This is a genomic window from Actinosynnema sp. NPDC020468 (assembly GCF_040642015.1).
Taxonomy (GTDB): domain Bacteria; phylum Actinomycetota; class Actinomycetes; order Mycobacteriales; family Pseudonocardiaceae; genus Actinosynnema.
Genome location: NZ_JBFAEO010000052.1, coordinates 15,208 through 36,575, shown reverse-complemented (window position 1 = coordinate 36,575; position 21,368 = coordinate 15,208). Strand labels below are relative to the sequence as shown.

The following is a 21,368-nucleotide window of genomic DNA, read 5'->3' as shown; positions in this document are numbered from 1 at the left end:
GGATGCTGTGGGCGCAAACCCGCACCGAGACCATGCTGACCCTGCGGCACGGCGAACAGGTGCTGCTGACCGTGATCATCCCGGTGGCGCTGCTCGTGGCGCTGTCGGTGACGACGATCATCCCGGTCCCCGAACCCCGCGTCGGCTCGGCCGCCGCCCGGATCTTCGCGCTCGCGGTGATCTCCTCGGCGTTCACCGGCCAGGCCATCGCCCTGGGCTTCGACCGCCGCTACGGAGTCCTGAAACGCCTGGCCGCGACGGCGTTGCCGCGGTGGCTGCTGATCGGCGGTCGGGTGCTGGCCGGGTTGGCGGTCGTGGCGTTGCAGCTCGTGATCCTGTCGGTGACGGCCCTGCTCCTGGGCTGGCACCCGGCGGCGTCGGGGTTGGCGTGGATGGTGCTGCTGGTGGTGGTGGGCACGCTGGCGTTCGGCGCGTTGGGGGTGCTGCTGGGTGGTGCCCTGCGGGCCGAGATCGTGCTGGCGCTGGCCAACATCGTGTGGTTCGTGCTGCTGCTGATCGGCGGCGTGGCCCTGGGCGTGGACTCGATGCCGGGGTGGCTGGCGACGGTGGTCCACCTGCTCCCGTCGGCGGCGCTGGCCGAGGGCTTGCAGGCGGCGTTGGTGGACGGAACGGCGCCGAGCCTGAGGTCGGTGCTGGTGCTGGTGGCGTGGGGCGGGGCGGCGGCCCTGCTGGCCACGAAAACCACCAGGCTGTCCTGAGCCTGGGTCGGGGCGAGGGGTTGCCCTAGGATCGGCCCGCCGAACACAACCGATCGAAAACGGCGGTGGCGACGCACAAACCCGCAGTTCAGGAAGTATCTTCCCCGCACACGCGGGGGTGGTCCGACCGTGGCGTCCCGCGCCGGCGTCCAGCCCACATCTTCCCCGCACACGCGGGGGTGGTCCCGAGGCCCTGATCAAGATCGAGTCGGCCGGGTTCTCTTCCCCACACACGCGGGGGTGGTCCCAGCACCGTCCACAGGTGACGGTCGCGGCGGGCGTCTTCCCCGCACACGCGGAGGTGGTCCCGACCGCTCCACGCCGGTGACCAGCAACCTGAAGTCTTCCCCGCACACGCGGGGGTGGTCCCCGGCGCCGTCCGGCGGCGCGGACGGAGCGTGAGTCTTCCCCGCACACGCGGGGGTGATCCGGTAAGGGGCTGCCGATGAGCTGGCAAGCCGTGGGTCTTCCCTGCATACGCGGGGGTGGTGCTTGCTTCGGATCGCCGTGGAGCGGTCGCAGCACGACCTCCCCGTGTAGGCAGGGGCGTCTTCTCGGCTGACGGTCGTAGGATTGTGGTCTTGTTGGATTGTTGAACGATCTGGCGATTGAACGAGTCGACATCACTACGACCCCGTGGGCGTCACCCCGGCGGGCGGGGCTCAGGTGGTGGTACCTACCATCGGGTCGTGTCCGCGCCGGCCTGGTTCACCGCTCCCCTGCTCGCTTTCCAACGTGCGTTCGCCGTTGCCGTCGTGGTGGCGCAGGGGGGTATCGCGGTCACCGGGTCCGTCGTCCGGGTCACCGGGTCCGGGCTCGGGTGTCCCACGTGGCCGCAGTGCGTGGCCGGGAGCCTCACGCCCGTCGAGCACCCCGCGGTCGCGCCCCTGCACCAGTGGGTCGAGTTCGGGAATCGGACGCTCACCGGGCTGGTCGGGGTGATCGCGGTGCTGTGCGTGCTCGCCGCCTGGTTCCACCGCCCCCGCCGCAGGCGCGTCCTCGTGCTGGCCCTCGTCCAACTCGGCGGCGTCGCGGTGCAGGCCGTGGTCGGCGGCATCACGGTGCTGACCGGACTGCTCTGGTGGACCGTCTCCGTGCACTTCCTGATCTCGATGCTGCTCGTCTGGTTCGCCGTCCTCCTCGTCGCCGCCATCGGCGAGGGCGACGCGCCGGCCGTGCCGCTCGTCCCCGCCGGACTGCGCAAACTCCAGGTCGCCCAGGCGATCGTGCTCGGCTTCCTGCTCCTCGCCGGCACGTTCGTCACCGCCGCCGGTCCGCACGCGGGCGACGCCGCCACCCCGAGGTTCGACGCCTCCGTCGAAACCCTCTCCCAGCTGCACGCCGACCTGCTGTTCCTGTTCCTCGGCATGCTGACCGCACTCGGCTTCGCCCTCAACGGCACCGCGCGCAAACCCTTCTGGGCGCTGGTCGCGGTCGTCCTCGCCCAGGGCGCGCTCGGCATGGTCCAGTACTGGACCGGCGTGCCGGAGGTGCTCGTGTCGATCCACGTCCTGGGCGCCGGCGCGGTCGTCGTGGCCACCGCCGCGCTGTGGATCGCGACCCGGACGAGGGAAACCGACTACCGCGACGTCGAGGACGGCCTGCGGTCCCAGAGCGCCGGCAGCTCGGTTGCCAGCCACGCGTAGAGGTCGTCCACGGCCCGCAACCGCACCGCGCGCTCCGGGTCGCCGCTCATCAACCGCATCCCCGACTCGGTCAGGTCGCGCACGCTGACCAGCGCGTCGAGCTTGCGCTGCACGAGGTCCGCCCAGCGCTTCTCGTCGATCCGGAACTGCGCCGCCTGCCGGCCGCGCCGGGTCCGCTTGGTCACCAGCCCGGCGTTGACCAGGAACTTCAGGTTCGTGCTGATGGAACCGCTGCTCGCCTCCAGCTCCTGGGACAGCTCGGCGGCGGTCCGCTCGGACGGCTGGCAGACCAGCAGGTACCCGAGGATGCGCCCGCCGATCAGCGGGATGCCCTCCTCCGCGAAGTGCGCGGCGAACCTCTCGATCCACGCGGACAGCCGCGTTTCCCGACCGACGCTCATGCGACCCCCTCCAGCTTCGGTCAACACTGAAGCCATAGTAGGTCGGGTGGTGATCTTCGCGCAAAGGGTCGGCCCCGGTACGGGCACAATTCCCCGGAACGAGCGGAGCGGGTCAGAGCCGGCGCAACCCGGCCAGAACCCGCTCCATCAACCCGAGGTCCGGCTGCGCGCCGTCGCCCGCGCCCGTCTGGTGCACGTCGATCAGCCCGCGTTCGGCCATGTCGCCGAGCAGCACCTTGGCCACGCCCAGCGGCAGCCTCAGTAACGCCGCCACCTCGGCGACCGACCGCGGCCTGCCGACCAGGTGGATCACGTCCTGGTACTCGGCCTTCATCGGACCGCCCGGCGGGTAGTCCCACTCGACCGCGGACACCAGCGTCTCGATCTCCAACTGGTAGGACGACGTGGTGCGCCCACCGGTCCACGAGTAGGCGCGCACGATCGACGCGGCCTCCTCGCGGCCGAAGTCGAAATCGTCGTACCGGCCGCCGTACTCCTCGTACTCCTCCTCGGGGTAGGCAGGCGACTCCGCGCCCCGGGGCAGCGGCGCCGATCCCGCGGGATCGGGGCGCCTGCGTCTGGACGAGTCGAAGCTGAAGCCGTTGAGCAGGTCCGCGAACGTCTGTTCGGAGGGGGACTCCGGGTCCGGGCTCATGACCACCTCTACACCGATGGGCGGGCCATCATCCTCTTCGCGCCGTGGAGTTGCGCGCGCAGTTCGGGGGTGAGCAGCTGGCCGACCTGGTCGACCACGACGGTCATCTCGTAGGCGACCTGGCCGACGTCGGCGTCCGGGGCGGCGAGGACGGCGAGGCACGAGCCGTCCCTGATCGACATCAGCAGCATGATCCCGTACTGCATCTCGACCACGGAGCGCAGCACGCCACCGCCGTCGAAGCAGCGCGACGCCGACTCCGTCAAACTCGCGACGCCCGCCGCGATCGCCGCCAGCTGGTCGGCCCGGTCGTCGGGCAGACCCGCGGACGCCGTCAGCAGCAGACCGTCGACGGAGATCACCACGGCGTGGGCCACACCCGGCACGCGTTCGGCGAAATTGCCGACCAGCCAACCGAACTGGTCCACCTGCCGTGACCTCTGCGCGCTCATGTGCTCTCCCGCCCCTGACCCGGTCGGCTCTCACCGGATTCCTGTACACCTTGCCGGATACCAGTCTGGTAGTTGGCAAGAAACCCGCGTGTCGCGTGCGCATCCCTCCGTACGGGTGCACCCGCGTCGGGGCCATCCGGACGCTCGGACACCAGGTTCGTCCGGGGACGCCGCTTCGGCAGGCCGGTGTGGCCGTCGGAGGAGGCGTCCGAGTCGGCCGCGCGGTGGCGGGCCGGTTCGGACGGTACGGCGCCGCCGCCGAACCACGTCGAGTTCCCGGTGGGAGGCCCGACGGGTGGTGGCGGGGACGGCGTCTTGGTGCCGGGATCGACCGTGTGGCCCCGGAAAGGCTCCCAGCCGTCGTCCACGCCGTCGACGGGCGCGGCGGCCCGGCTCGGCGCCGGCGGCTGGGGTGGAACGGGTGGCAGCGCCACACCACGCGGCGGTGTGGCGGTGCGGGTGGCGGGCAGGCTGTGCGGGGCGGAGGCCGCGTCGCGTGCCGCCGGGGTGACGCCGTTGGGCTTGCCGAACGCGGCGGCGGCGACGCTGCCGGGCTTGGCGAACGCGGACGCGGCGTGCGTCCCGTTGGTGCCGTTCGTGCCGTTCGTGCCGTTCGTGCCGTGGGAACCGTTGACGCCGTTGGCGCCGGTCGGCTCCGGGGTGCTCGCGGTGACCTTGGGCAGGCCACCGGTGTGGTGCAGTCGGGAGGGCGCGACGGCGCGGACGAGTTCGGCCGGCACGGACACCACGGCCCGCAACCCCTCGCCCTGCTCGCGCAGCTTGACCTCGACGCCGTGCCGTCCGGCGAGCCGGCCGACCACGTAGAGGCCGAGCTGGCGGGACACCGGCAGTTCGCCGGACTCGTCGGCCGCGGCGACGGCGATCTTGTGGTTGGCGTCGTCCATCTCCTCCTCGGACATGCCGACGCCGGTGTCGATCACGTCGATCAGCACGCCGCCGCCGGGCCTGCCGCGGCCGCCGACGACGACCTGGCTGCGCGGCGGGGAGAAGGAGGTCGCGTTGTCCAGCAGCTCGGCGACCAGCCGGACGAGGTCGCCCGCCGCGTAGCCGACGACGTCGACCTGCGGCGCGGCCTGCACCACGACCCGCTGGTACTGCTCGATCTCGGACGCGGCGGCGCGCAGCACGTCGCCCAGCGGCACCGGCCGGGTGAACCGGCGGGCCACGTCGCTGCCGGAGAGCACCATCAGGTTCTCGTTGTTGCGGCGCATCCGAGTGGCGAGGTTGTCCAGCTTGAACAGGTTCGCCAGCTGCTCGGGGTTCTCCTCCTGCCGCTCCAGCTCCTCCATGAGCTTGAGCTGCCGCTCCACCAGGCCCTGGCTGCGGCGGGACAGGTTGATGAACGCGTTGCGCATGCCGGCCCGCAGGTCGGCCTGCTCGGCCGCGGAGCTGATCGCCTGGGCGTGCACCGCGTCGAACGCCCGGGCCAGCTGGCCCAGCTCCTCGCGGGTGTGCACGGGCACCGGGTCGATCGTCACGTCCGGCGTCGCGTCGCCGTCCTTGAGCTGCGCCACCAGTTCCGGCAGCCGGCGGCGGGCCACGTCCAGCGCCGAGGTGCGCAGCGCGCGCAGCGACCGGAGCAGGTAGTTGCCGACGACCAGGCCGACCGCGCCCGCGACGAACAGCGACGCCAGCAGGATCACCGCGGCCACGCCCGCCCGGTCGCTGGTCTCGTCCTGGAGCCGCGTCGCGGCGTCGGTGAGCTGACCCTCCAACGACTTGAGCACCACGCCCATCTGCTTGGCGGTGCCCTCGGAGCCGGTGCTCCACACGTCGCGCGGCACGGCGGTCACCGACGACGGGTCGTTGCGGACGTCCTGGAGCAGCCGGTTGCGCACGTCGACGTTCTGGCCGGACACGGTGGCCCGGTAGTCCTCCTGCTGCTGCGCGGTGGCGACGGCGGAGAAGTCGGCGAGCTTGTCCTGCATCCGGGTCCACGACTGCTCGAGGCCGGTGACCTCGGTGTCGTTGAGGGCTCCCCGGCTGATGCCGGCCAGGATCGTGGCGTGCTGCCAGGACACCTGCTCGCCGGTCATGGCCAGGTGGTGCAGCGCGGTGGCGGTGCCGGCCAGCGCCGGGTCGCCGAAGTCGCCGACCATCGCCTGGTCGAAGTCCATCAGGGCGCGCAGCACGACCGTGTAGCCGCCGACGCCGCCCGCGAGGTCGACGCCGCCGCCCAGCACCCGGTCCCGCAGCTGGGGCAACCCGTCGAGCTGGACGCCGACGTCCCGGAACCGGGCCCGGGAGACCTCGCCCAGGGTGTCGGCGCGTTCGAGCAGGTTGCGCACGCCGGCCACGGCCGAGTCGGTGACGCTCGTCAGCTCCTTGAACTTCTTGGCGTCGGCCTTGCCGCCCTCGGCGCGCTGCGCGGACAGCGCCCGCTCGGCCTGCACTCCTGCCACGAGCGGATCCAGTCCGGCACGGAGCGTGACCAACCGCTGCATCGCGATGTACCCGTCGGCGCTGCGGACGTAGTTGCGGATCTGCACCATGCCCGAGCCGACCGCCACCAGGACGGGCACCGCGAGCACCGCGGCGAGCTTCACCGGCAGACGCCAATTCCGCCAGTCCGCGACAGCGTTCCACCACTGCCAGCGCGCGCTGTTCTCGCCAGTCACCAGACAAGTCCCGGAAGTTGTCGCAGTAGTAATCGATTGACTACGGAATCGCCGCCACCGCGAATAACGGGGGCGGCGGACGCTGCTGCGAGATAGTAGGTGGTGGACCGGCCGGGGACAACGACCTCGTCCGCCCGCCTCATCCGTTCGGCCCAAGCGGCCGTCACCCGGTTCCTCCTCCCGCCAAGCAAGACGCTCACCCGGCCGGATGACGCCGCGCGCCGGGCAGGTCAGGCCGGCCGGGGTACGGGCGAACCGCCCGTTGACTGGCGGCGGAACGCGGTTAGGCTGATCGCCCGTCGATAGCCGTGCGCTCCCGCCTGCCCGGCCGGCAAATCCCCCGTGGAGGATTGATGACGAAGGCGATCCTGCCTCCGACGGATTCGCGGCCCGCCCGATCGGGTGGTCGCGGGTTCGCGACTTTCGACGATCCAGGGGTCCCCCTGTTGACGGACGCGGCGGGCAATCCCGACTTCGTCGCCATCCGGGACAGCGAGGATTTCCAGGAGCTCCGCCGGCGGTGGACGATCTTCGTTTTGCCGGTGACGTGCGGTTTCCTGGCCTGGTACCTGGGCTACGTCGCCTTGTCGGCCTACGCGCCGACCTTCATGAGCACCGAGGTGTACGGGGTGCTCAACATCGGACTGATCTTCGGGCTGCTCCAGTTCGTGACGACGATCACGCTGACGCTGTCCTACGCCCGTTACGCACGGCGACGACTCGACCCCCAGGTCGCCGCGGTCCGGGCGCTCACCTCGGAGGACCGCACGTGACCAGCGGCAACACCGTGATCAACCTGAGCGTGTTCGCGGTCTTCGTGTTGATCACCCTGTACGTGGTGTACCGGGCCGGGTCGCGCAACGCGACGGCGTCGGACTACTACGCCGCGGGCAGCAGCTTCACCGGGCCGCAGAACGGTGTCGCACTTTCAGGTGACTTCCTGTCGGCGGCGTCGTTCCTGGGCATCTCCGGCAGCATCGCGGTCAACGGCTACGACGGGTTCCTGTACTCGATCGGCTGGGTCGTGTCGTGGCTGCTCGGCCTGATGATCATCTCGGAGCGGCTGCGCAACACCGGCCGGTTCACCCTGGGCGACGTGCTGGCGTTCCGGATGAAGCAGCGCCCGGTGCGCGCGGCGGCGGCGAACGTGACGCTGGTGATCTCGCTGTTCTACATGATCGCGCAGATGGCGGGCGCGGGCGCGCTCATGGCCCTGCTGCTGGACGTGCACACCAAGGGCGGCCAGGCGATCGTCATCGCGGTGGTCGGCGTGGTGATGGTGCTCTACGTGCTGCTGGGCGGCATGAAGGGCACGACCTGGGTGCAGATCATCAAGGCCGTGCTGCTGGTGCTGTGCGTGACGCTGCTGACCGTGTTCCTGCTGGGCAAGTTCGGCTTCTCGCTGTCGTCGCTGCTGGAGACCGCGAGCGAGAACTCCACCCTCGGCCCCGAGGTGCTCCAGCCGGGCGTGCGGTACGGCGGCAGCCCCACCAACAGCCTGGACTTCCTGTCGCTCGCGCTGGCCCTGGTGCTCGGCACCGCCTGCCTGCCGCACGTCCTGATGCGCTTCTACACGGTGCCGAACGCCCGCGAGGCGCGCCGCTCGGTCGTGTGGGCGACGTGGATGATCGCGGTGTTCTACCTGTGCACGCTGGTGATCGGCTTCGGCTCGCTGGCGCTGGTCGGCTCGAAGGCGATCAGCGAGGCGCCGGGCGGCGAGAACTCGGCGGCGCCGCTGCTGGCGTTCCGGGTCGGCGGCGCGGTGCTGCTGGGCATCGTGTGCGCGGTGGCGTTCGCGACGATCCTGGCCGTGGTGGCGGGGTTGACGCTGACCGCGTCGGCGTCGTTCGCGCACGACGTGTACGCGAACGTGATCAAGCGCGGCAAGGCGGACCCGAAGGAGGAGCTGAAGGTCGCCCGGCTGACCGCGGTCGCGGTCGGGGTGCTGGCGATCGGCGGCGGCATCGCGGTCAACGGGCAGAACGTGGCGTTCCTGGTGGCGCTGGCGTTCGCGCTGGCCGCGTCGGCGAACCTGTCCACGATCCTGTACTCGCTGTTCTGGAAGCGCTTCAACACCAACGGGACGCTGTGGGCCATCTACGGCGGCCTCGGCTCGTGCATCCTGCTGATCGTCTTCTCCCCCGCCATGTCCGGCACCCGGTCGTCGATCTTCCCGGACGTCGACTTCGCCTGGTTCCCGCTGGGCAACCCGGGCATCGTGTCGATCCCGCTGTCCTTCCTGTGCGGCTACCTCGGCACGGTGTTCAGCAAGGAGCAGGCCGACCCGGAGAAGCAGGCCGAGATGGAGGTCCGTGCCATGACGGGCATCGGCTCGGGGCTGCGCTGAGCCTCGCGGGTGCGACCGGTCCCGGTCGCACCCGTCAGCGCGCGGCGAGCGCGGCCCGCACGGCCGAGGCGAACCGCAGCGGCGCGCCGGTGTCGGCGTGCCGCAGGCCGAGCGAGGGTTCGACCAGTTCCAGCTCCAGCAGCAGCGGACGGCCGTCGGCGCCGGGCACCAGGTCGACCCTGGCGTAGAGGAACGCGGCGCGCGGCAGGCCCAGCAGCACGCCGGCGGCGTCCAGGGCGTCCTCGGCGACGCGGCGCTGCGCGGGCTCGGGCGTGGTGGCGGACAGCCGTTCCACCACGAACAGCCCGGAGCCGTCGACCTCCGCGTCGGGGGTGAGCAGCGCGTCCTTGGTGAACGCGTGCGAGTACCGGCCGCCGAGGAACACGACCGCGGTCTCGCCGCGGGTGTCGACGCCCGACTGGTAGGGCTGCACGAGCGCCGGCACGCCCAGCGCGGCCAGGTGCTCCGCCGCGGCCGCGAAGTCGCCCGCCGCGACCCGCAGCGCGCCCCGCGAGCCCGCGCCGACGGTCGGCTTGACCACGAACTCGCCGTCCGGCCAGTCGGTGAAACCGGGGTCCACCACCGTCGTCGGCACCACGGGCACGCCTGCGCGAGCCAGGTCGACCAGGTAGGACTTGTCGGTGTTCCAGCGGACCGCGACGGTCGGGTTGGCCAGGTTCGGCACCGAGTCGCACCAGGCGAGGAACGCGGGGAGCCGGGACGGGTAGTCCCAGGTGGCGCGCAGCACGACCAGGTCGGCCGGCGGCTGGGCGCCCCACACCGCCCACTCGGCGGTCACGCCCACGTCGGCCAGCGGACCGAGCAGCAGCGCGTCGTCGTCGTTGCCGTCGGGCAACTCCTCGCAGGTCGCGAGGACGACCTTCACCGGCGGGCCATCTTCCGCCGGTGCGCGGCGCCGATCCGCGTCGCGGCGGTGGTCTCGCGGTCCCACTCGTGGGGCTCCAGGTCGGCGACCCGCTCCACCACGGCCCGGGCGGCCTCCGCGGTCGGCAGCACCACGTCGCCCATCGCGCCGTCGTCGCCGACCAGCACGACCCGCGCGCCCGCCCGGCCGACGTTCTCCACCACGGCGCGCGCCGGCTTGCCGTGCGCGGCGACGAAATCGGCCGCCGTCCTCACCGCTCGGGCGATCTTCTTGTCCTCAGCCACGCCCGCCAGCGTAGAACCTGCGGGTAACTTCCGTGCACGTGACCGAAACCACGACACCGTCCCGACTCGTCGGTGACTTCCTCGCCTGGCAGTTCGACCGCGTGCCCGGTTCCGCGGCCATGCTCGGCTCGCTGGACCACGACCACACCCTGGGCGACTTCCGCGCGGAGGCGTTCCTCTCCTACGAGCGCGAGGCCGCCGGGTGGCTGGACCGCTTCACCGCGCTGGACACCGCCGACCCGGCGGAGGCCGTCGACCGGGACCTGGTGGTGTCGGTGCTGCGCGGCGCGGTCGCGAAGGCGGCCTGGCCCGCGTGGCGGCGCGACCCGTCGGTCTACACCGGCGCCGCGCTCTACCCGCTGTACTCGTCGTTCCTCAACCGGTTGCGCCCGGAGCCCGAGCTGGTGGCGCGGGTCGTCGCCCGGCTGGCCGAGGTGCCCGCGATCACGGCGGCGTGCCGGGCGAACCTCGACCCCGACCTGGCCGCTCCCGCGATCGTGGAGCGCGGCGCCGCGCAGGCGGGCACCGGTCGGGCGTTCCTGACCCGGACGCTGCCCGCGCTCGTGGAGGACCCGGGCCTGCGCGCCCGGCTGGTCGAGGCCGCGGAGCCCGCCGCCGCCGCGTTCGACGACCTGGCCGCGTTCCTGGGCGGGTTCGAGGCGCGGGGCGACTGGCGGATGGGCGAGCCGCTGTACTCGACGCTGCTCGTCGAGCAGGAGGTGCTGGGGTACGGCGCGGCCGAGCTGCACGAGCGCGGGCGGACCGCGTACGCGGAGCTGGAGGCCGAGATCCGGGAGCTGGCCGGCACGGCCGACTGGCACTCGGTGATGACCGGGCTCCAGGACGACCACCCGCCGACGCCGGAGGCGATGCGCGCCGAGTACGAGGCGGAGACGCTGCGGGCGCGCGAGTTCCTGGTGGAGCACGGGCTCGTCACGTTCGCCGAGGGCGAGCGCTGCGAGGTCGTGCCGTCGCCCGCGTTCCAGCGGCCGGTGCTGTCCGTGGCGTCGTACATGTCACCGCCGCCGCTGACCTCGGCCCGCGTCGGCCACTTCTTCGTGCCGTTCCCGCCGGACGACTTCACCGCCGAGCAGACCGCCGAGCGGTTGCGGACGAACTCGCGCGCCCAGCTCGCGACCATCGCGGTGCACGAGGCGTACCCCGGTCACCACTGGCACCTGTCGTGGCTCGCGGCGCAGGACCGGCCGGTGCGCAAGGTGTTCCGCACGCCGTACTTCGCCGAGGGGTGGGCGCTGTACGCGGAGAAGCTGTTGCGCGAGCACGGCTACTTCACCACCCGGGAGCAGGAGCTGGCGCACGTCGAGGCGCGGTTGTTCCGGGCCGCGCGGATGATCGTGGACACCGCGCTGCACTGCGGTGACATGACCGTCGCACAGGCCGAGGACTTCATGACCACGAAGACGTCGCTGACCCGGGGCACGGCCGTCGGCGAGGTGAGCCGGTACTGCGCGTGGCCGACGCAGGCGCCGTCGTACCTGACCGGCGCGCTGGAGATCGAGGCGATCCGGGCGGAGTACACCGGGTCGCTGAAGTCGTTCCACGACACCATCGCGGGCTCCGGCGCGCTGCCGCTGGGGTTGGCGCGCCGGGTCGTTCTCGGTTCCTGAGACGCCGCGGCGGCGCGGAACACGGTGTCGGCGCGCGCGGTTGTCCCGAACGGATCTTCTCGCACAACGGAGGACTTGATGGCCAAGGCAGTCGTGGTGAACCGGACCGGCGGTCCCGAGGTGCTGGAGTACACCGACGTGGACCCGAAGACCCCGGGTCCGGGCGACCTGCTGGTCGACGTGGCCGCGGCGGGCGTGAACTACATCGACACCTACCACCGCGCGGGCCGCTACCCCCTGCCCCTCCCGTTCGGGATCGGGTTGGAGGGCGCGGGCCGGGTGGTCGAGGTCGGCGCCGAGGTGACGTCGTTCCGGGTGGGCGACCGGGTGGCGTGGCACGGCACGCTCGGGTCGTACGCGGAGCAGGCCGTGGTGCCGGCCGCCGACGCGCTGCTCGTGCCCGAGGGCGTGGACGACGACGTCGCGGCGGCCCTGCCGTTGCAGGGGTTGACGGCGCACTTCCTGGTGCGGTCGACCTTCGAGGTGTCGGGTGGGCACACCGTGCTGGTGCACGCGGCGGCCGGCGGGGTCGGGCTGCTGCTCGTGCAGCTGGCCGCGGCCCGGGGCGCGCGGGTGCTGGCCACGGTGTCGACGGCGGAGAAGGAGGCGCTGGCGCGGGAGGCCGGCGCGGCCGAGGTGATCCGGTACGACGAGGTGGACTTCGCGGCGCGGGTGCGGTCGCTGACGTCGGGCGCCGGGGTGGACGTGGTGTACGACGGCGTGGGCGCGTCGACCTACGAGGGCAGCCTGGCGAGCCTGCGCCCGCGCGGTCTGCTGGCCCTGTACGGCGCGGCGAGCGGCCCGGTGCCGCCCCTGGACCCGCAGATCCTCAACCAGCACGGCTCGCTGTTCCTGACCCGGCCGTCGCTGGGTGCCTACACGGCGACCCGCGAGGAGTTGGACTGGCGCGCGGGCGAGCTGTTCGGCGCGGTGGCGGACGGCTCCCTGAAGGTCCGGATCGGCGGGCGGTACGCGCTGTCCGACGCGAAGCGGGCCCACGAGGACCTGGAGGGTCGGCGGACGACCGGCAAACTGCTGCTCACCCCGTAGTCCGCGCGGTCGCGGGGTGGTCCGACGCGGGTCGGACCACCTCGCGGTCCGGGCACGGGTCGTGCGACCGGATCCCGGGTGCGGGCTGCGCGGTGTGATCGCCGGGTCGGAGTCGCTCGGTCGTGTGGACATTCGGCCGGCGGCGTGGAGAAGACGCCGGAATCGGTCCCCGAACGGGCGACGGCCCGCGCTTCAGGAGGCGCGGGCCGTCGGCGAGTGGCGGGGGTCGGGGTCAGCCGACCTTCAGGGCGTCGATGACGAAGACCAGGGTTTCGCCGGGCTGGATCGCGCCGTTGCCCTCCGGGTAGCCCTTGTCCGGCGGGACGACGAGGAGGCGGCGGCCGCCTTCCTTCAGGCCGATCAGGCCCTCGTTCCAGCCCTGGACGACCGAGGCCTGGCCCACGTTGCGGACCGTGTACGGCTTGTCGTCCCAGCTCGCCTCGCGGGTCTTGCGGTCGCGGAAGGTCGCCAGGACGTACTGGACCTCGACCGACGAGCCCTGCTTCACCTCCGCGCCGGTGCCCACCGTCAGGTCCTTCACGAGCAGGCCGTCCTGGGGCGCGCAGCCCGCCGGCACGGTGATCGTCGGCTTCTTGCCCGGCTCGCCGTCGACCTTGTACTGGTCCGGCGAGCACGGGGGGCCGGTCGGCGCCGGCAGGGCCTGGGCCTGCGCCGAGGTGGTCTTCGCGGGCGCACCCGCCGAGGTGGTGGCCGGGCGGTCGCCGGCGGAGCACGCGGACAGCGCCATTCCGGCGGACAGGAGGGCCGCCAGAAGCAGGGTGGGTCGATCGACAGCACGCATGGTTGCGGAGCTTATGGGTCGGCCGAGGACGACCGGACGCCAGGCCCACCGGCCGGCCCAATGGCGGTCACCGTGCGTCGAGGCAACGGAAAATTGAAACCGCAAATGTGCACCGAATTACCGCTTTCGCGCGCCGGGACACGCGCGTACAGTAACTCCGCGCACTTGATCGGAAACCCAGTGGATTCGTCCGACCAGGTGCCGACCAAGGAGGTGACAGCTCGTGTCCGCGGAGCCCGTCGGCGTCCGCCAGAACGCCCGCGACAACACAACCGACAACGCTCGCCACACCCTGTTGCAGGAATTGTTCTGGACCAGGACGGGTCTACTCCTGTTGATTCTCGTGGTGACCGCGGTGCTCGCGCTCACCATTTCCGGCGGCCTGGAACCGGGCACCGGCCGGACGCTCGTGACCTCTCTGGGCACCGGCACGCTGATCTCCGCGGTGGTCGGCTTCACGCAAACCCTGGTGACGAGTTCGGCGGCGCAGCGCTCGCTGCTCGCGCCGGTGGTCGAGGAGAGCCGCAAGGCGCTGCACGACCTGGCCGCCGAGTACCGCTCGCTCGACCGGGAGTTCTTCCCCAGCCACGTGTTCGAGCCGACGACGCGCCCGGACCCGGCGTTCAACCAGCTGATGATGCAGGACCTGGAGCGCACCAGGCTGTACGGGTTCCGCGGCTTCGCGGGCCGGTACGCGGCGTGCCGGGTGCTGCTCGCGCAGTCGGAGTGCGAACTCAGGGCGGTGCTGGCCGACCCGAAGGACGACGACGCGATCAGCGGCCGCGCGCGCTACCTGTTGCGCAACGAGGGCGCGGACGGCGATTACGACACGATCGTGGCGCGGTTGCGCGAGCAGGTGTCGGTGGGGCTGGTGGGGTTGTTCCTGGCCCGGAGCCGGTGCGCGCGGATCGACCTGACGATCGTGTCGGACCCGCCGCTCGACCGGTTGGAACTGTTCGACGACAGCGCCTGGTTGGCGTTGTACAGCAACACGAGCGCGGGTGTGGTGCGGCTCTACCCGCGCACGTTGCGCTTTTCCGAGGGTTCCTTCGTGTACGGGATGGAACGCGCCGAGTTCCTCCGCATCAGCAATTCCCGGGCGGGCCTGCACGTGGCCATCACACCGCGCACCACGCGCGCGGACTTTCTGGTGCTGGCCGAGAAGATCACCGGTGCGGCGTGGACCGAGCCCGGTTTCCGTTCGTTGGAGGAGAAGTTCCACGAGTTCCGCCGGGAATTCTCCGCTTCGGCTCAGTTGGGGAGCTGATAGGTCGTGCCGACCGATACCGGGTTCTCCGCGTTGGCGGAGCTGGCCACGCTCGTCTCCGTTTCCTCGCCGGCGCAACCCCCCGTCCTCGACCGCTGGAGCGCCGTGGGTGCCCGGTTCGGGGAGTGGGCGTCGCGGCCGGACCTGCGGGGCCGGCTGCGCGCGCACCTCCGCGCCCTGTCGCCGCAGGACGAGATGCGGCTGGTGGCGAGGTCGCGGGAGACGACGACGCACTTCGCGTGGTGCCTGCGGGACGAGGCGGCGGAGCCGTTCACGTTCTGGCTGCACGAGTACAAGCCGCAGCGGGATTGGCGGCGCGGGTACGCCGATTCCATCCACAACCACCGCTACCACTTCTGCACGGTCCTGCTCCAGGGCTCCTACCTGCACGAACGCTTCTCGGCCCGGTTGGACGGCCCGGGGCGGGCGATCCTGTCCACGAGCCTGCTGCGCCGGGACGAGGCGGGCACGGGCGCGTCGGGCACGATGCTGGCCGACCAGTTCCACCGGATCCCGCGGGCGGCCGACGACACGCTGACGTTCCTGGTGAAGTCGCGCGCGGTGCGACCGTGGAGCCTGTCGTTCGACCCGGACACGGGTGTGAGCCACCGGCACGTGCCGGTGGAGTCGCGGTTGGAGGAGTTGGTCGCCGGCCTGTAGCACCCTGACCCGGCCGGACGCGAATCGCTCTCGCACCGTGCGGACTTACCATCGGCCCCCCGCGACCAGGGAGGGTCCGATGAGCACGGTGTCGAGCGAGTCGATCAGGTGGGTGGAGGACGAGGTGGCGCGGATGTGCCGCGACCTCGCGGCGAGGTTGCAGTTCCACGGGTGGCACCACGTGAGCTTCGTGCGGGACAAGGCGGTGCACTTCGCGCGCCGCAACGGCTCGGACGCGGCGTTGGTGGAGGTGGCCGCCCTGGTGCACGACGTGAACTACATGGTGCGCCGCAACTCGCTGCCGGTGGACGGCCGCGACCTGCGGCTGGGCATCCTGCGCCGGGCCGGTGTGCCGGACGGGGTGGCCGCGCGGGTGGACGCGGTGGTGGAGGAGGCGGAGATGCGGACCCGCCACCGCGGCATCTCGCCGGAGGCGCAGGCGCTGTCGGACGCGGACACCCTGTTCAAGGCGTTGCCGGTGACGCCGGTGGTGCTCGCGCCGAAGTACCTCGAGGAGAACGGCATCTCGTTGCGCGAACTGGCGCACAAGATCGTCGGCGAGCAGGCGGGCAAGCACGACGAGGGCTACTACTTCTACGACCCGGAGGCGGCGGCGACGTACTCGCGGTGGGCGACGGCGAACCTGGAGCTGTGGCAGTGCATCGTCGAGTCGTTGGACGATCCGACCGTTGACCGTCTGCTGTCGGCCGTTGGCTAAACGCGATATTTCGAAGTTACTCCGTTCGCGCGGTGAAATTAGTGCGTTCGCCCGCGTCAGACCTCCCTCACCCGAGCGTCCCCCTCACACAGCTGGGTGATAGCCGCGGTGCGCGCGACCGCGGCGGGGGTGGAGGTGCTCTCGATGGTGTTCGCCGACGACAGGCCGGTCGCGTTACGGGATTCCGCCGCTGCCCCGGAGGTCGTTGCCGCCGCGGTGGCCGGTGACCGGCGGGCGGTGGAGTTGGTGCTGGGTTCGGTGCGGCCGGCGGTGGTCCGGTACTGCCGGGCCCGGCTGGGTGGTTCGCTGACGTCGGCGGACGACGTCGCGCAGGAGGTGTGCCTGGCGTTGCTGAAGGCGCTGCCGTCCTACCGGGACCAGGGACGTCCGTTCCTGGCGTTCGTGTACGGCATCGCGGCGCACAAGGTGGCGGACGCGCACCGGTTCGGCGCCCGGAACCGGGCGGAGCCGGTGGCGGAGGTGCCGGACGCGCCGAACCAGGAGGCGGGTCCGGAGCTGCTCGCGATCCGGGGCGAGCTGTCCGAGGAGATGTCGCGGCTGCTGGCGATCCTGCCGCCCAAGCAGCGGGACATCCTGGTGCTGCGCGTGGTGGTCGGGCTCTCGGCGGAGGAGACGGCCGAGGCGGTGGAGTCGACACCCGGCGCGGTGCGGGTCGCCCAGCACCGCGCGTTGACGAAGTTGCGGGACGCGGTCGCCGACCGGCGTCAGGAACTGGTGGCCCGCTGACGGGAAACGGTCCCGGGCCGCCGCCGGGACCCCCTCGGGCCGCCTCCTAGAAAGGCCACCCGAGGACGGGAAGGCCGACGACCGCGTCGACGGCCAGGCCGCAGAACACCAGCATCAGGTACAGGTTCGACATGTGGAAGAACTTCATCGTGTTCGTGGAGCCGCCGCGCCGCACGACGCCGTGCAGCCGGTGCGCGAACACCGCGAACCAGACGCCGGAGACGGCCGCGGTCGCGACGTAGATCCACGACGTGACGGGCGCGAGCAGCAGCGAGCACACCACGGTGATCCACGAGTAGATGACGATCTGCCGGGTGACCTGCTGGGCGGTGGCGACGACGGGCAGCATCGGGACGCCGGCCCGGGCGTAGTCCTCCTTGAACTTCATCGCGAGCGCCCACGTGTGCGGCGGCGTCCAGAAGAAGATGACGCCGAACATCGCGACGGCGGGCCACGCGACGGTGCCGGTCACCGAGGACCAGCCGATGATCACCGGCATGCAGCCGGCCATTCCACCCCAGATGATGTTCTGCGACGTGCGCCGCTTGAGCACCAGCGTGTAGACGAAGATGTAGAACAGGATCGTCGCGACGGCGAACAACGCGGAGATCAGGTTCGTGGTGATCCACAGGAACCCGAACGACACGAGTCCGAGCACGATGCCGAAGATCAGCGCGTTGCGCGGCGGGATGGTGTTCTGCGCCAGGGGCCGCGCGCCGGTGCGCTTCATCACCGAGTCGATGTCGGCGTCGACGTAGCAGTTGAGCGCGTTGGCCGAGCCCGCCGCCAGGGTGCCGCCGGCGAGGGTGCACGCGATCAGCCACAGCGGCGGGAGGCCGCGGGCGGCGAGCAGCATCGCCGGGATGGTGGTGATCAGCAGCAGCTCGATCACCCGGGGCTTGGTCAGCGCCACGTACGCGCCGACGACCTGTCGGGGCGACCGCGCCGGGGCCTCGGTGACGGCACTCATCGCGTCGCGCTCCTCTGCCAGGTCGGGGATGCGCAGATGGTAACCGCGAGGGGTGCGCGCAGCCCGTTCGGGTAGGCGGTGAACGGAGCGGGGTAACCGGTGCGTATGCCCTGTGCGTACGCACACAGAGCGTGAGTCACACGTGCGTCGGACCAGCCGACTAGGCTTGTCGGCGGACGAGTGAAACCCCGCATCGGGCCTGCTGGGATTGATTGAGAAATGCCCTTCAGGTCGCCGCCTACGTGAGTTTGGAGCTGGAAGTCCGTGTCCGTCACCGATGACATTTCCCGGTTGACCGAGGCCACTCTGCCCGACGACTGGACGGAGCTCGACAAGCGCGCGGTGGACACCGCCCGGGTGCTCGCCGCCGACGCGGTGCAGAAGGTCGGCAACGGCCACCCCGGCACCGCGATGAGCCTGGCGCCGCTCGCCTACACGCTGTTCCAGCGGGTCCTGCGGCACGACCCGGCGGACGCGGACTGGATCGGCCGCGACCGCTTCGTGCTGTCCGCCGGCCACTCCAGCCTGACGCTGTACGTCCAGCTGTTCCTCAACGGCTACGGCCTGGAACTGGACGACCTGAAGGCGCTGCGCACGTGGGGCTCGAAGACCCCGGGCCACCCGGAGCACAAGCACACCCGCGGCGTGGAGATCACGACCGGCCCGCTGGGCCAGGGCCTGGCCTCCGCGGTGGGCATGGCGATGGGCGCGCGCCGCGAGCGCGGCCTGTTCGACCCGGACGCGGCTCCCGGGCAGAGCCCGTTCGACCACGACATCTTCGTCATCGCCTCGGACGGCGACATCGAGGAGGGCGTGACGTCGGAGGCGTCGTCGCTGGCGGGCACCCAGAAGCTGGGCAACCTGACCGTGGTCTACGACGACAACAAGATCTCCATCGAGGACGACACGACCATCGCGCTGTCCGAGGACACCGCGAAGCGGTACGAGGCCTACGGCTGGCACGTGCAGGTCGTCGAGGGCGGCGAGAACGTCAAGGGCATCCTCGAGGCCCTGCGGGCGGCGAAGGCGGAGACCGAGCGGCCCTCGTTCATCCTGCTGCGCACCGTCATCGGCTTCCCGGCGCCGACCAAGCAGAACACCGGCGCGGCGCACGGCGCGGCGCTGGGCGGCGACGAGGTCGCGGCGGTCAAGAAGATCCTGGGCTTCGACCCGGAGCAGACCTTCGAGGTCGCCGACGAGGTCCTGGCGCACACCCGCGAGGTCGTGAAGCGCGGCGAGGCGGCCAAGGCCGAGTGGCAGCGCTCCTTCGACGCGTGGGCGGCGGCCAACCCGGAGCGCAAGGCGCTGCTGGACCGGCTGGTCGCGCGCGAGCTCCCCGAGGGCTGGACCGACGCGCTGCCGTCGTGGGACCCGGACCCCAAGGGCGTGGCGACGCGCAAGGCCTCCGGCGAGGTGCTGACCGCGCTCGGCCCGGTGCTGCCGGAGCTGTGGGGCGGCTCGGCCGACCTCGCGGAGTCGAACCTGACGACGATCAAGGGTTCGGACTCGTTCGGCCCGGAGGGCATCTCCACGGGCATGTGGAAGGCCAACCCGTACGGCCGGACGCTGCACTTCGGCATCCGCGAGCACGCGATGGGCTCGATCCTCAACGGCATCGCGCTGCACGGCCCGACCCGCCCGTACGGCGGCACGTTCCTGGTGTTCTCCGACTACATGCGCCCGGCGGTCCGGTTGGCCGCGCTGATGAAGTCGGCCGTCACCTACGTGTGGACGCACGACTCCATCGGCCTGGGCGAGGACGGCCCGACGCACCAGCCGATCGAGCACCTGGCCGCGTTGCGCGCGATCCCGGGCCTGGCGGTCCTCCGACCGGGTGACGCGAACGAGACCGCGGCCGCGTGGCGGGCGACGCTGGAGCAGACCGACGGCCCGGTGGGCCTCGCGCTGAGCCGGCAGAACCTCCCGGTGCTGGAGGGCACGAAGGAGAAGGCCGTCGAGGGTGTCCGCCGCGGCGGCTACGTCCTGGTCGAGGCTTCCGCGCAGCCGCGGCTGATCCTCATCGGCACCGGCTCGGAGCTCCAGATCGCGGTCGAGGCCGCGAAGGTGCTGGAGGCCGACGGCGTGCCGACGCGGGTCGTGTCGCTGCCGAGCGTCGAGTGGTTCGACGCGCAGGACGAGGCCTACCGCGAGTCGGTGCTGCCGAAGGCCGTGACGGCGCGGGTGTCGGTCGAGGCCGGCATCGCGCAGCCGTGGCACAGGTTCGTGGGCGACCGGGGCGAGGCGGTGTCGATCGAGCACTTCGGCGCGTCGGCCGACTACCAGACCCTGTTCAAGGAGTTCGGATTCACCACGGAGCACGTCGTCGAGGCCGCGCGCCGGTCGCTGGGCCGGGCCTGAACCACTCATCAGGGGAGATGACATGACCACCAACCCACTGGCGGCTCTCAGCGACGCCGGCGTGTCGATCTGGCTGGACGACCTGTCCCGCGAGCGGCTCGACACCGGCAACCTGGCGGGCCTGATCGCCGACAAGCACGTCGTCGGCGTGACCACCAACCCGACGATCTTCGCGGCGGCGCTGGCGAAGGGCTCGGCCTACGACGGCCAGGTCCGCGAGCTGGCCGCGCGCGGCGCGGACACCTCCGCCGCGGTCCGCGAGATCACCACGACGGACGTGCGCAACGCGTGCGACCTGTTCCGCGACCTGTACACCTCGACCGACGGCGTCGACGGCCGGGTGTCGATCGAGGTCGACCCGCGGCTCGCGGGCGACACCGAGGCCACCATCGCCGAGGCGCTCGACCTGGCCAAGACGGTCGACCGGCCGAACCTGCTGGTGAAGATCCCGGCCACGGTCGAGGGTCTGCCCGCGATCACGAAGGTGCTCGCCGAGGGCATCAGCGTGAACGTGACGCTGATCTTCTCCGTCGAGCGCTACCGCGACGTGATGGAGGCGTTCGCGGCGGGTCTCGAGCAGGCCAGGGCGAACGGGCACGACCTGCGCGGCGTCCACTCCGTGGCGTCCTTCTTCGTGTCCCGGGTGGACAGCGAGATCGACAAGCGGCTGGACGCGCTGGGCACGTCCGAGGCGAAGGACCTGCGCGGCAAGGCGGCCATCGCGAACGCGGTGCTGGCGTACGCGGCGTTCCAGGAGTTCTTCGCGGGTGCCCGCTGGGAGGCCCTGGTCGCCGACGGCGCCCGCGCGCAGCGCCCGCTGTGGGCCTCGACCGGCGTCAAGGACCCGAACTACTCCGACACCCGGTACGTGGACGAGCTCGTGGTGGCCGACACGGTCAACACGATGCCGGAGAAGACCCTGCACGCGGTCGAGGACCACGGCAGGATCACCGGTGACACCGTCACCGGCAGGGCCGCCGCGGCGCGGGAGGTCTTCGACGGGCTCACGCGCGTCGGCATCGACGTGGACGACGTGTTCGCCGTCCTGGAGACCGAGGGCGTCGACAAGTTCGAGAAGTCCTGGGCCGAGCTGCTCGACACGGTGACCGGGCAGCTGACCCAGGCGAAGGGCTGAACAG

Annotated in this window: 20 protein-coding genes and 1 CRISPR repeat array; of the genes, 12 read left to right on the top strand and 8 right to left on the bottom strand. The window is 71.7% G+C overall.

Features of this window, described 5'->3' with window-relative positions:
• Positions 1-2: 2 nt before the first annotated feature.
• Together AB0G50_RS29570 and AB0G50_RS29565 are read left to right on the top strand one after the other, a co-directional pair.
• Positions 3-719 carry an ABC transporter permease gene (locus tag AB0G50_RS29570; RefSeq protein ID WP_360114942.1) on the top strand — a complete coding sequence of 239 codons (717 nt, stop codon included), beginning with the start codon at positions 3-5 and terminating at the stop codon, positions 717-719.
• Positions 720-817: 98 nt separating this feature from the next.
• Positions 818-1,211: a CRISPR direct-repeat array (repeat unit 27 nt; unit sequence TCTTCCCCGCACACGCGGGGGTGGTCC).
• A 197-nt stretch (positions 1,212-1,408) separates the two neighbouring features.
• Positions 1,409-2,365 carry a COX15/CtaA family protein gene (locus AB0G50_RS29565; protein WP_360114901.1) on the top strand — a complete coding sequence of 319 codons (957 nt, stop codon included), beginning with the start codon at positions 1,409-1,411 and terminating at the stop codon, positions 2,363-2,365.
• Here AB0G50_RS29565 and AB0G50_RS29560 read toward each other — a convergent pair.
• The 4 genes from AB0G50_RS29560 to AB0G50_RS29545 form a co-directional block, all read right to left on the bottom strand.
• Positions 2,299-2,766 carry an ArsR family transcriptional regulator gene (locus AB0G50_RS29560; protein ID WP_360114898.1) on the bottom strand — a complete coding sequence of 156 codons (468 nt, stop codon included), beginning with the start codon at positions 2,764-2,766 and terminating at the stop codon, positions 2,299-2,301. The two genes, AB0G50_RS29565 and AB0G50_RS29560, sit on opposite strands and share 67 nt — an antisense overlap.
• 112 nt (positions 2,767-2,878) lie before the next feature.
• A complete protein-coding gene (locus tag AB0G50_RS29555) occupies positions 2,879-3,421 on the bottom strand; it encodes a DUF742 domain-containing protein (protein WP_360114895.1) in 543 nt (180 codons plus the stop codon).
• A gap of 8 nt (positions 3,422-3,429) precedes the next feature.
• Positions 3,430-3,873, bottom strand: coding sequence for a roadblock/LC7 domain-containing protein (locus tag AB0G50_RS29550; protein ID WP_360114892.1), 444 nt, complete (start codon positions 3,871-3,873; stop codon positions 3,430-3,432).
• A complete protein-coding gene (locus AB0G50_RS29545; RefSeq protein WP_360114889.1) occupies positions 3,870-6,440 on the bottom strand; it encodes a nitrate- and nitrite sensing domain-containing protein in 2,571 nt (856 codons plus the stop codon). Before AB0G50_RS29545 ends, AB0G50_RS29550 begins: the two co-directional genes overlap by 4 nt.
• A 518-nt stretch (positions 6,441-6,958) precedes the next feature.
• Here AB0G50_RS29545 and AB0G50_RS29540 point away from each other — a divergent pair.
• Positions 6,959-7,285 (top strand): DUF485 domain-containing protein, encoded by a 327-nt coding sequence (locus AB0G50_RS29540; protein ID WP_360114886.1) that lies wholly within the window; start codon positions 6,959-6,961, stop codon positions 7,283-7,285.
• Positions 7,282-8,859, top strand: coding sequence for a cation acetate symporter (locus AB0G50_RS29535; protein ID WP_360114883.1), 1,578 nt, complete (start codon positions 7,282-7,284; stop codon positions 8,857-8,859). Before AB0G50_RS29540 ends, AB0G50_RS29535 begins: the two co-directional genes overlap by 4 nt.
• Positions 8,860-8,893: 34 nt before the next feature.
• Here AB0G50_RS29535 and AB0G50_RS29530 read toward each other — a convergent pair whose 3' ends face one another.
• Together AB0G50_RS29530 and AB0G50_RS29525 are read right to left on the bottom strand one after the other, a co-directional pair.
• Complete coding sequence (locus AB0G50_RS29530; protein ID WP_360114881.1) at positions 8,894-9,745, bottom strand: hypothetical protein; 852 nt, start codon at positions 9,743-9,745, stop codon at positions 8,894-8,896.
• Positions 9,742-10,029, bottom strand: a complete 288-nt coding sequence (locus AB0G50_RS29525; RefSeq protein WP_360114878.1) for a hypothetical protein — start codon at positions 10,027-10,029, stop codon at positions 9,742-9,744. Before AB0G50_RS29525 ends, AB0G50_RS29530 begins: the two co-directional genes overlap by 4 nt.
• 38 nt (positions 10,030-10,067) lie before the next feature.
• Between AB0G50_RS29525 and AB0G50_RS29520 the strand changes: the two genes are divergently transcribed.
• Together AB0G50_RS29520 and AB0G50_RS29515 are read left to right on the top strand one after the other, a co-directional pair.
• Positions 10,068-11,657, top strand: coding sequence for a DUF885 domain-containing protein (locus tag AB0G50_RS29520; RefSeq protein ID WP_360114875.1), 1,590 nt, complete (start codon positions 10,068-10,070; stop codon positions 11,655-11,657).
• Positions 11,658-11,735: 78 nt separating this feature from the next.
• A complete protein-coding gene (locus AB0G50_RS29515) occupies positions 11,736-12,707 on the top strand; it encodes a quinone oxidoreductase (RefSeq protein ID WP_360114872.1) in 972 nt (323 codons plus the stop codon).
• A gap of 232 nt (positions 12,708-12,939) precedes the next feature.
• On the opposite strand, the gene AB0G50_RS29510 is transcribed toward AB0G50_RS29515, so the two are convergent.
• Positions 12,940-13,509 (bottom strand): FKBP-type peptidyl-prolyl cis-trans isomerase, encoded by a 570-nt coding sequence (locus AB0G50_RS29510; RefSeq protein WP_360114869.1) that lies wholly within the window; start codon positions 13,507-13,509, stop codon positions 12,940-12,942.
• A 292-nt stretch (positions 13,510-13,801) separates the two neighbouring features.
• Between AB0G50_RS29510 and AB0G50_RS29505 the strand changes: the two genes are divergently transcribed.
• The 4 genes from AB0G50_RS29505 to AB0G50_RS29490 all read left to right on the top strand — a co-directional run bounded on the left by AB0G50_RS29505 (position 13,802) and on the right by AB0G50_RS29490 (position 16,901).
• Positions 13,802-14,776, top strand: coding sequence for a hypothetical protein (locus AB0G50_RS29505; RefSeq protein ID WP_360114939.1), 975 nt, complete (start codon positions 13,802-13,804; stop codon positions 14,774-14,776).
• Positions 14,777-14,782: 6 nt separating this feature from the next.
• On the top strand, positions 14,783-15,436 hold the full coding sequence (locus AB0G50_RS29500) for a hypothetical protein (protein ID WP_360114866.1): 654 nt from the start codon (positions 14,783-14,785) through the stop codon (positions 15,434-15,436).
• 79 nt (positions 15,437-15,515) lie between these two features.
• Positions 15,516-16,154, top strand: coding sequence for an HD family phosphohydrolase (locus AB0G50_RS29495; protein ID WP_360114863.1), 639 nt, complete (start codon positions 15,516-15,518; stop codon positions 16,152-16,154).
• 144 nt (positions 16,155-16,298) lie between these two features.
• Entirely contained in the window at positions 16,299-16,901 is a 603-nt protein-coding gene (locus tag AB0G50_RS29490) for a sigma-70 family RNA polymerase sigma factor (protein ID WP_360114936.1), read from the top strand.
• Positions 16,902-16,947: 46 nt separating this feature from the next.
• On the opposite strand, the gene AB0G50_RS29485 is transcribed toward AB0G50_RS29490, so the two are convergent.
• Positions 16,948-17,871 carry a heme o synthase gene (locus tag AB0G50_RS29485; RefSeq protein ID WP_360114860.1) on the bottom strand — a complete coding sequence of 308 codons (924 nt, stop codon included), beginning with the start codon at positions 17,869-17,871 and terminating at the stop codon, positions 16,948-16,950.
• Positions 17,872-18,135: 264 nt separating this feature from the next.
• Here AB0G50_RS29485 and tkt point away from each other — a divergent pair, with 264 nt between their 5' ends.
• Together tkt and tal are read left to right on the top strand one after the other, a co-directional pair.
• Positions 18,136-20,229, top strand: coding sequence for a transketolase (tkt, locus tag AB0G50_RS29480; protein WP_360114857.1), 2,094 nt, complete (start codon positions 18,136-18,138; stop codon positions 20,227-20,229).
• 22 nt (positions 20,230-20,251) lie between these two features.
• A complete protein-coding gene (gene tal, locus AB0G50_RS29475) occupies positions 20,252-21,364 on the top strand; it encodes a transaldolase (RefSeq protein ID WP_360114854.1) in 1,113 nt (370 codons plus the stop codon).
• Positions 21,365-21,368 lie beyond the last annotated feature (4 nt).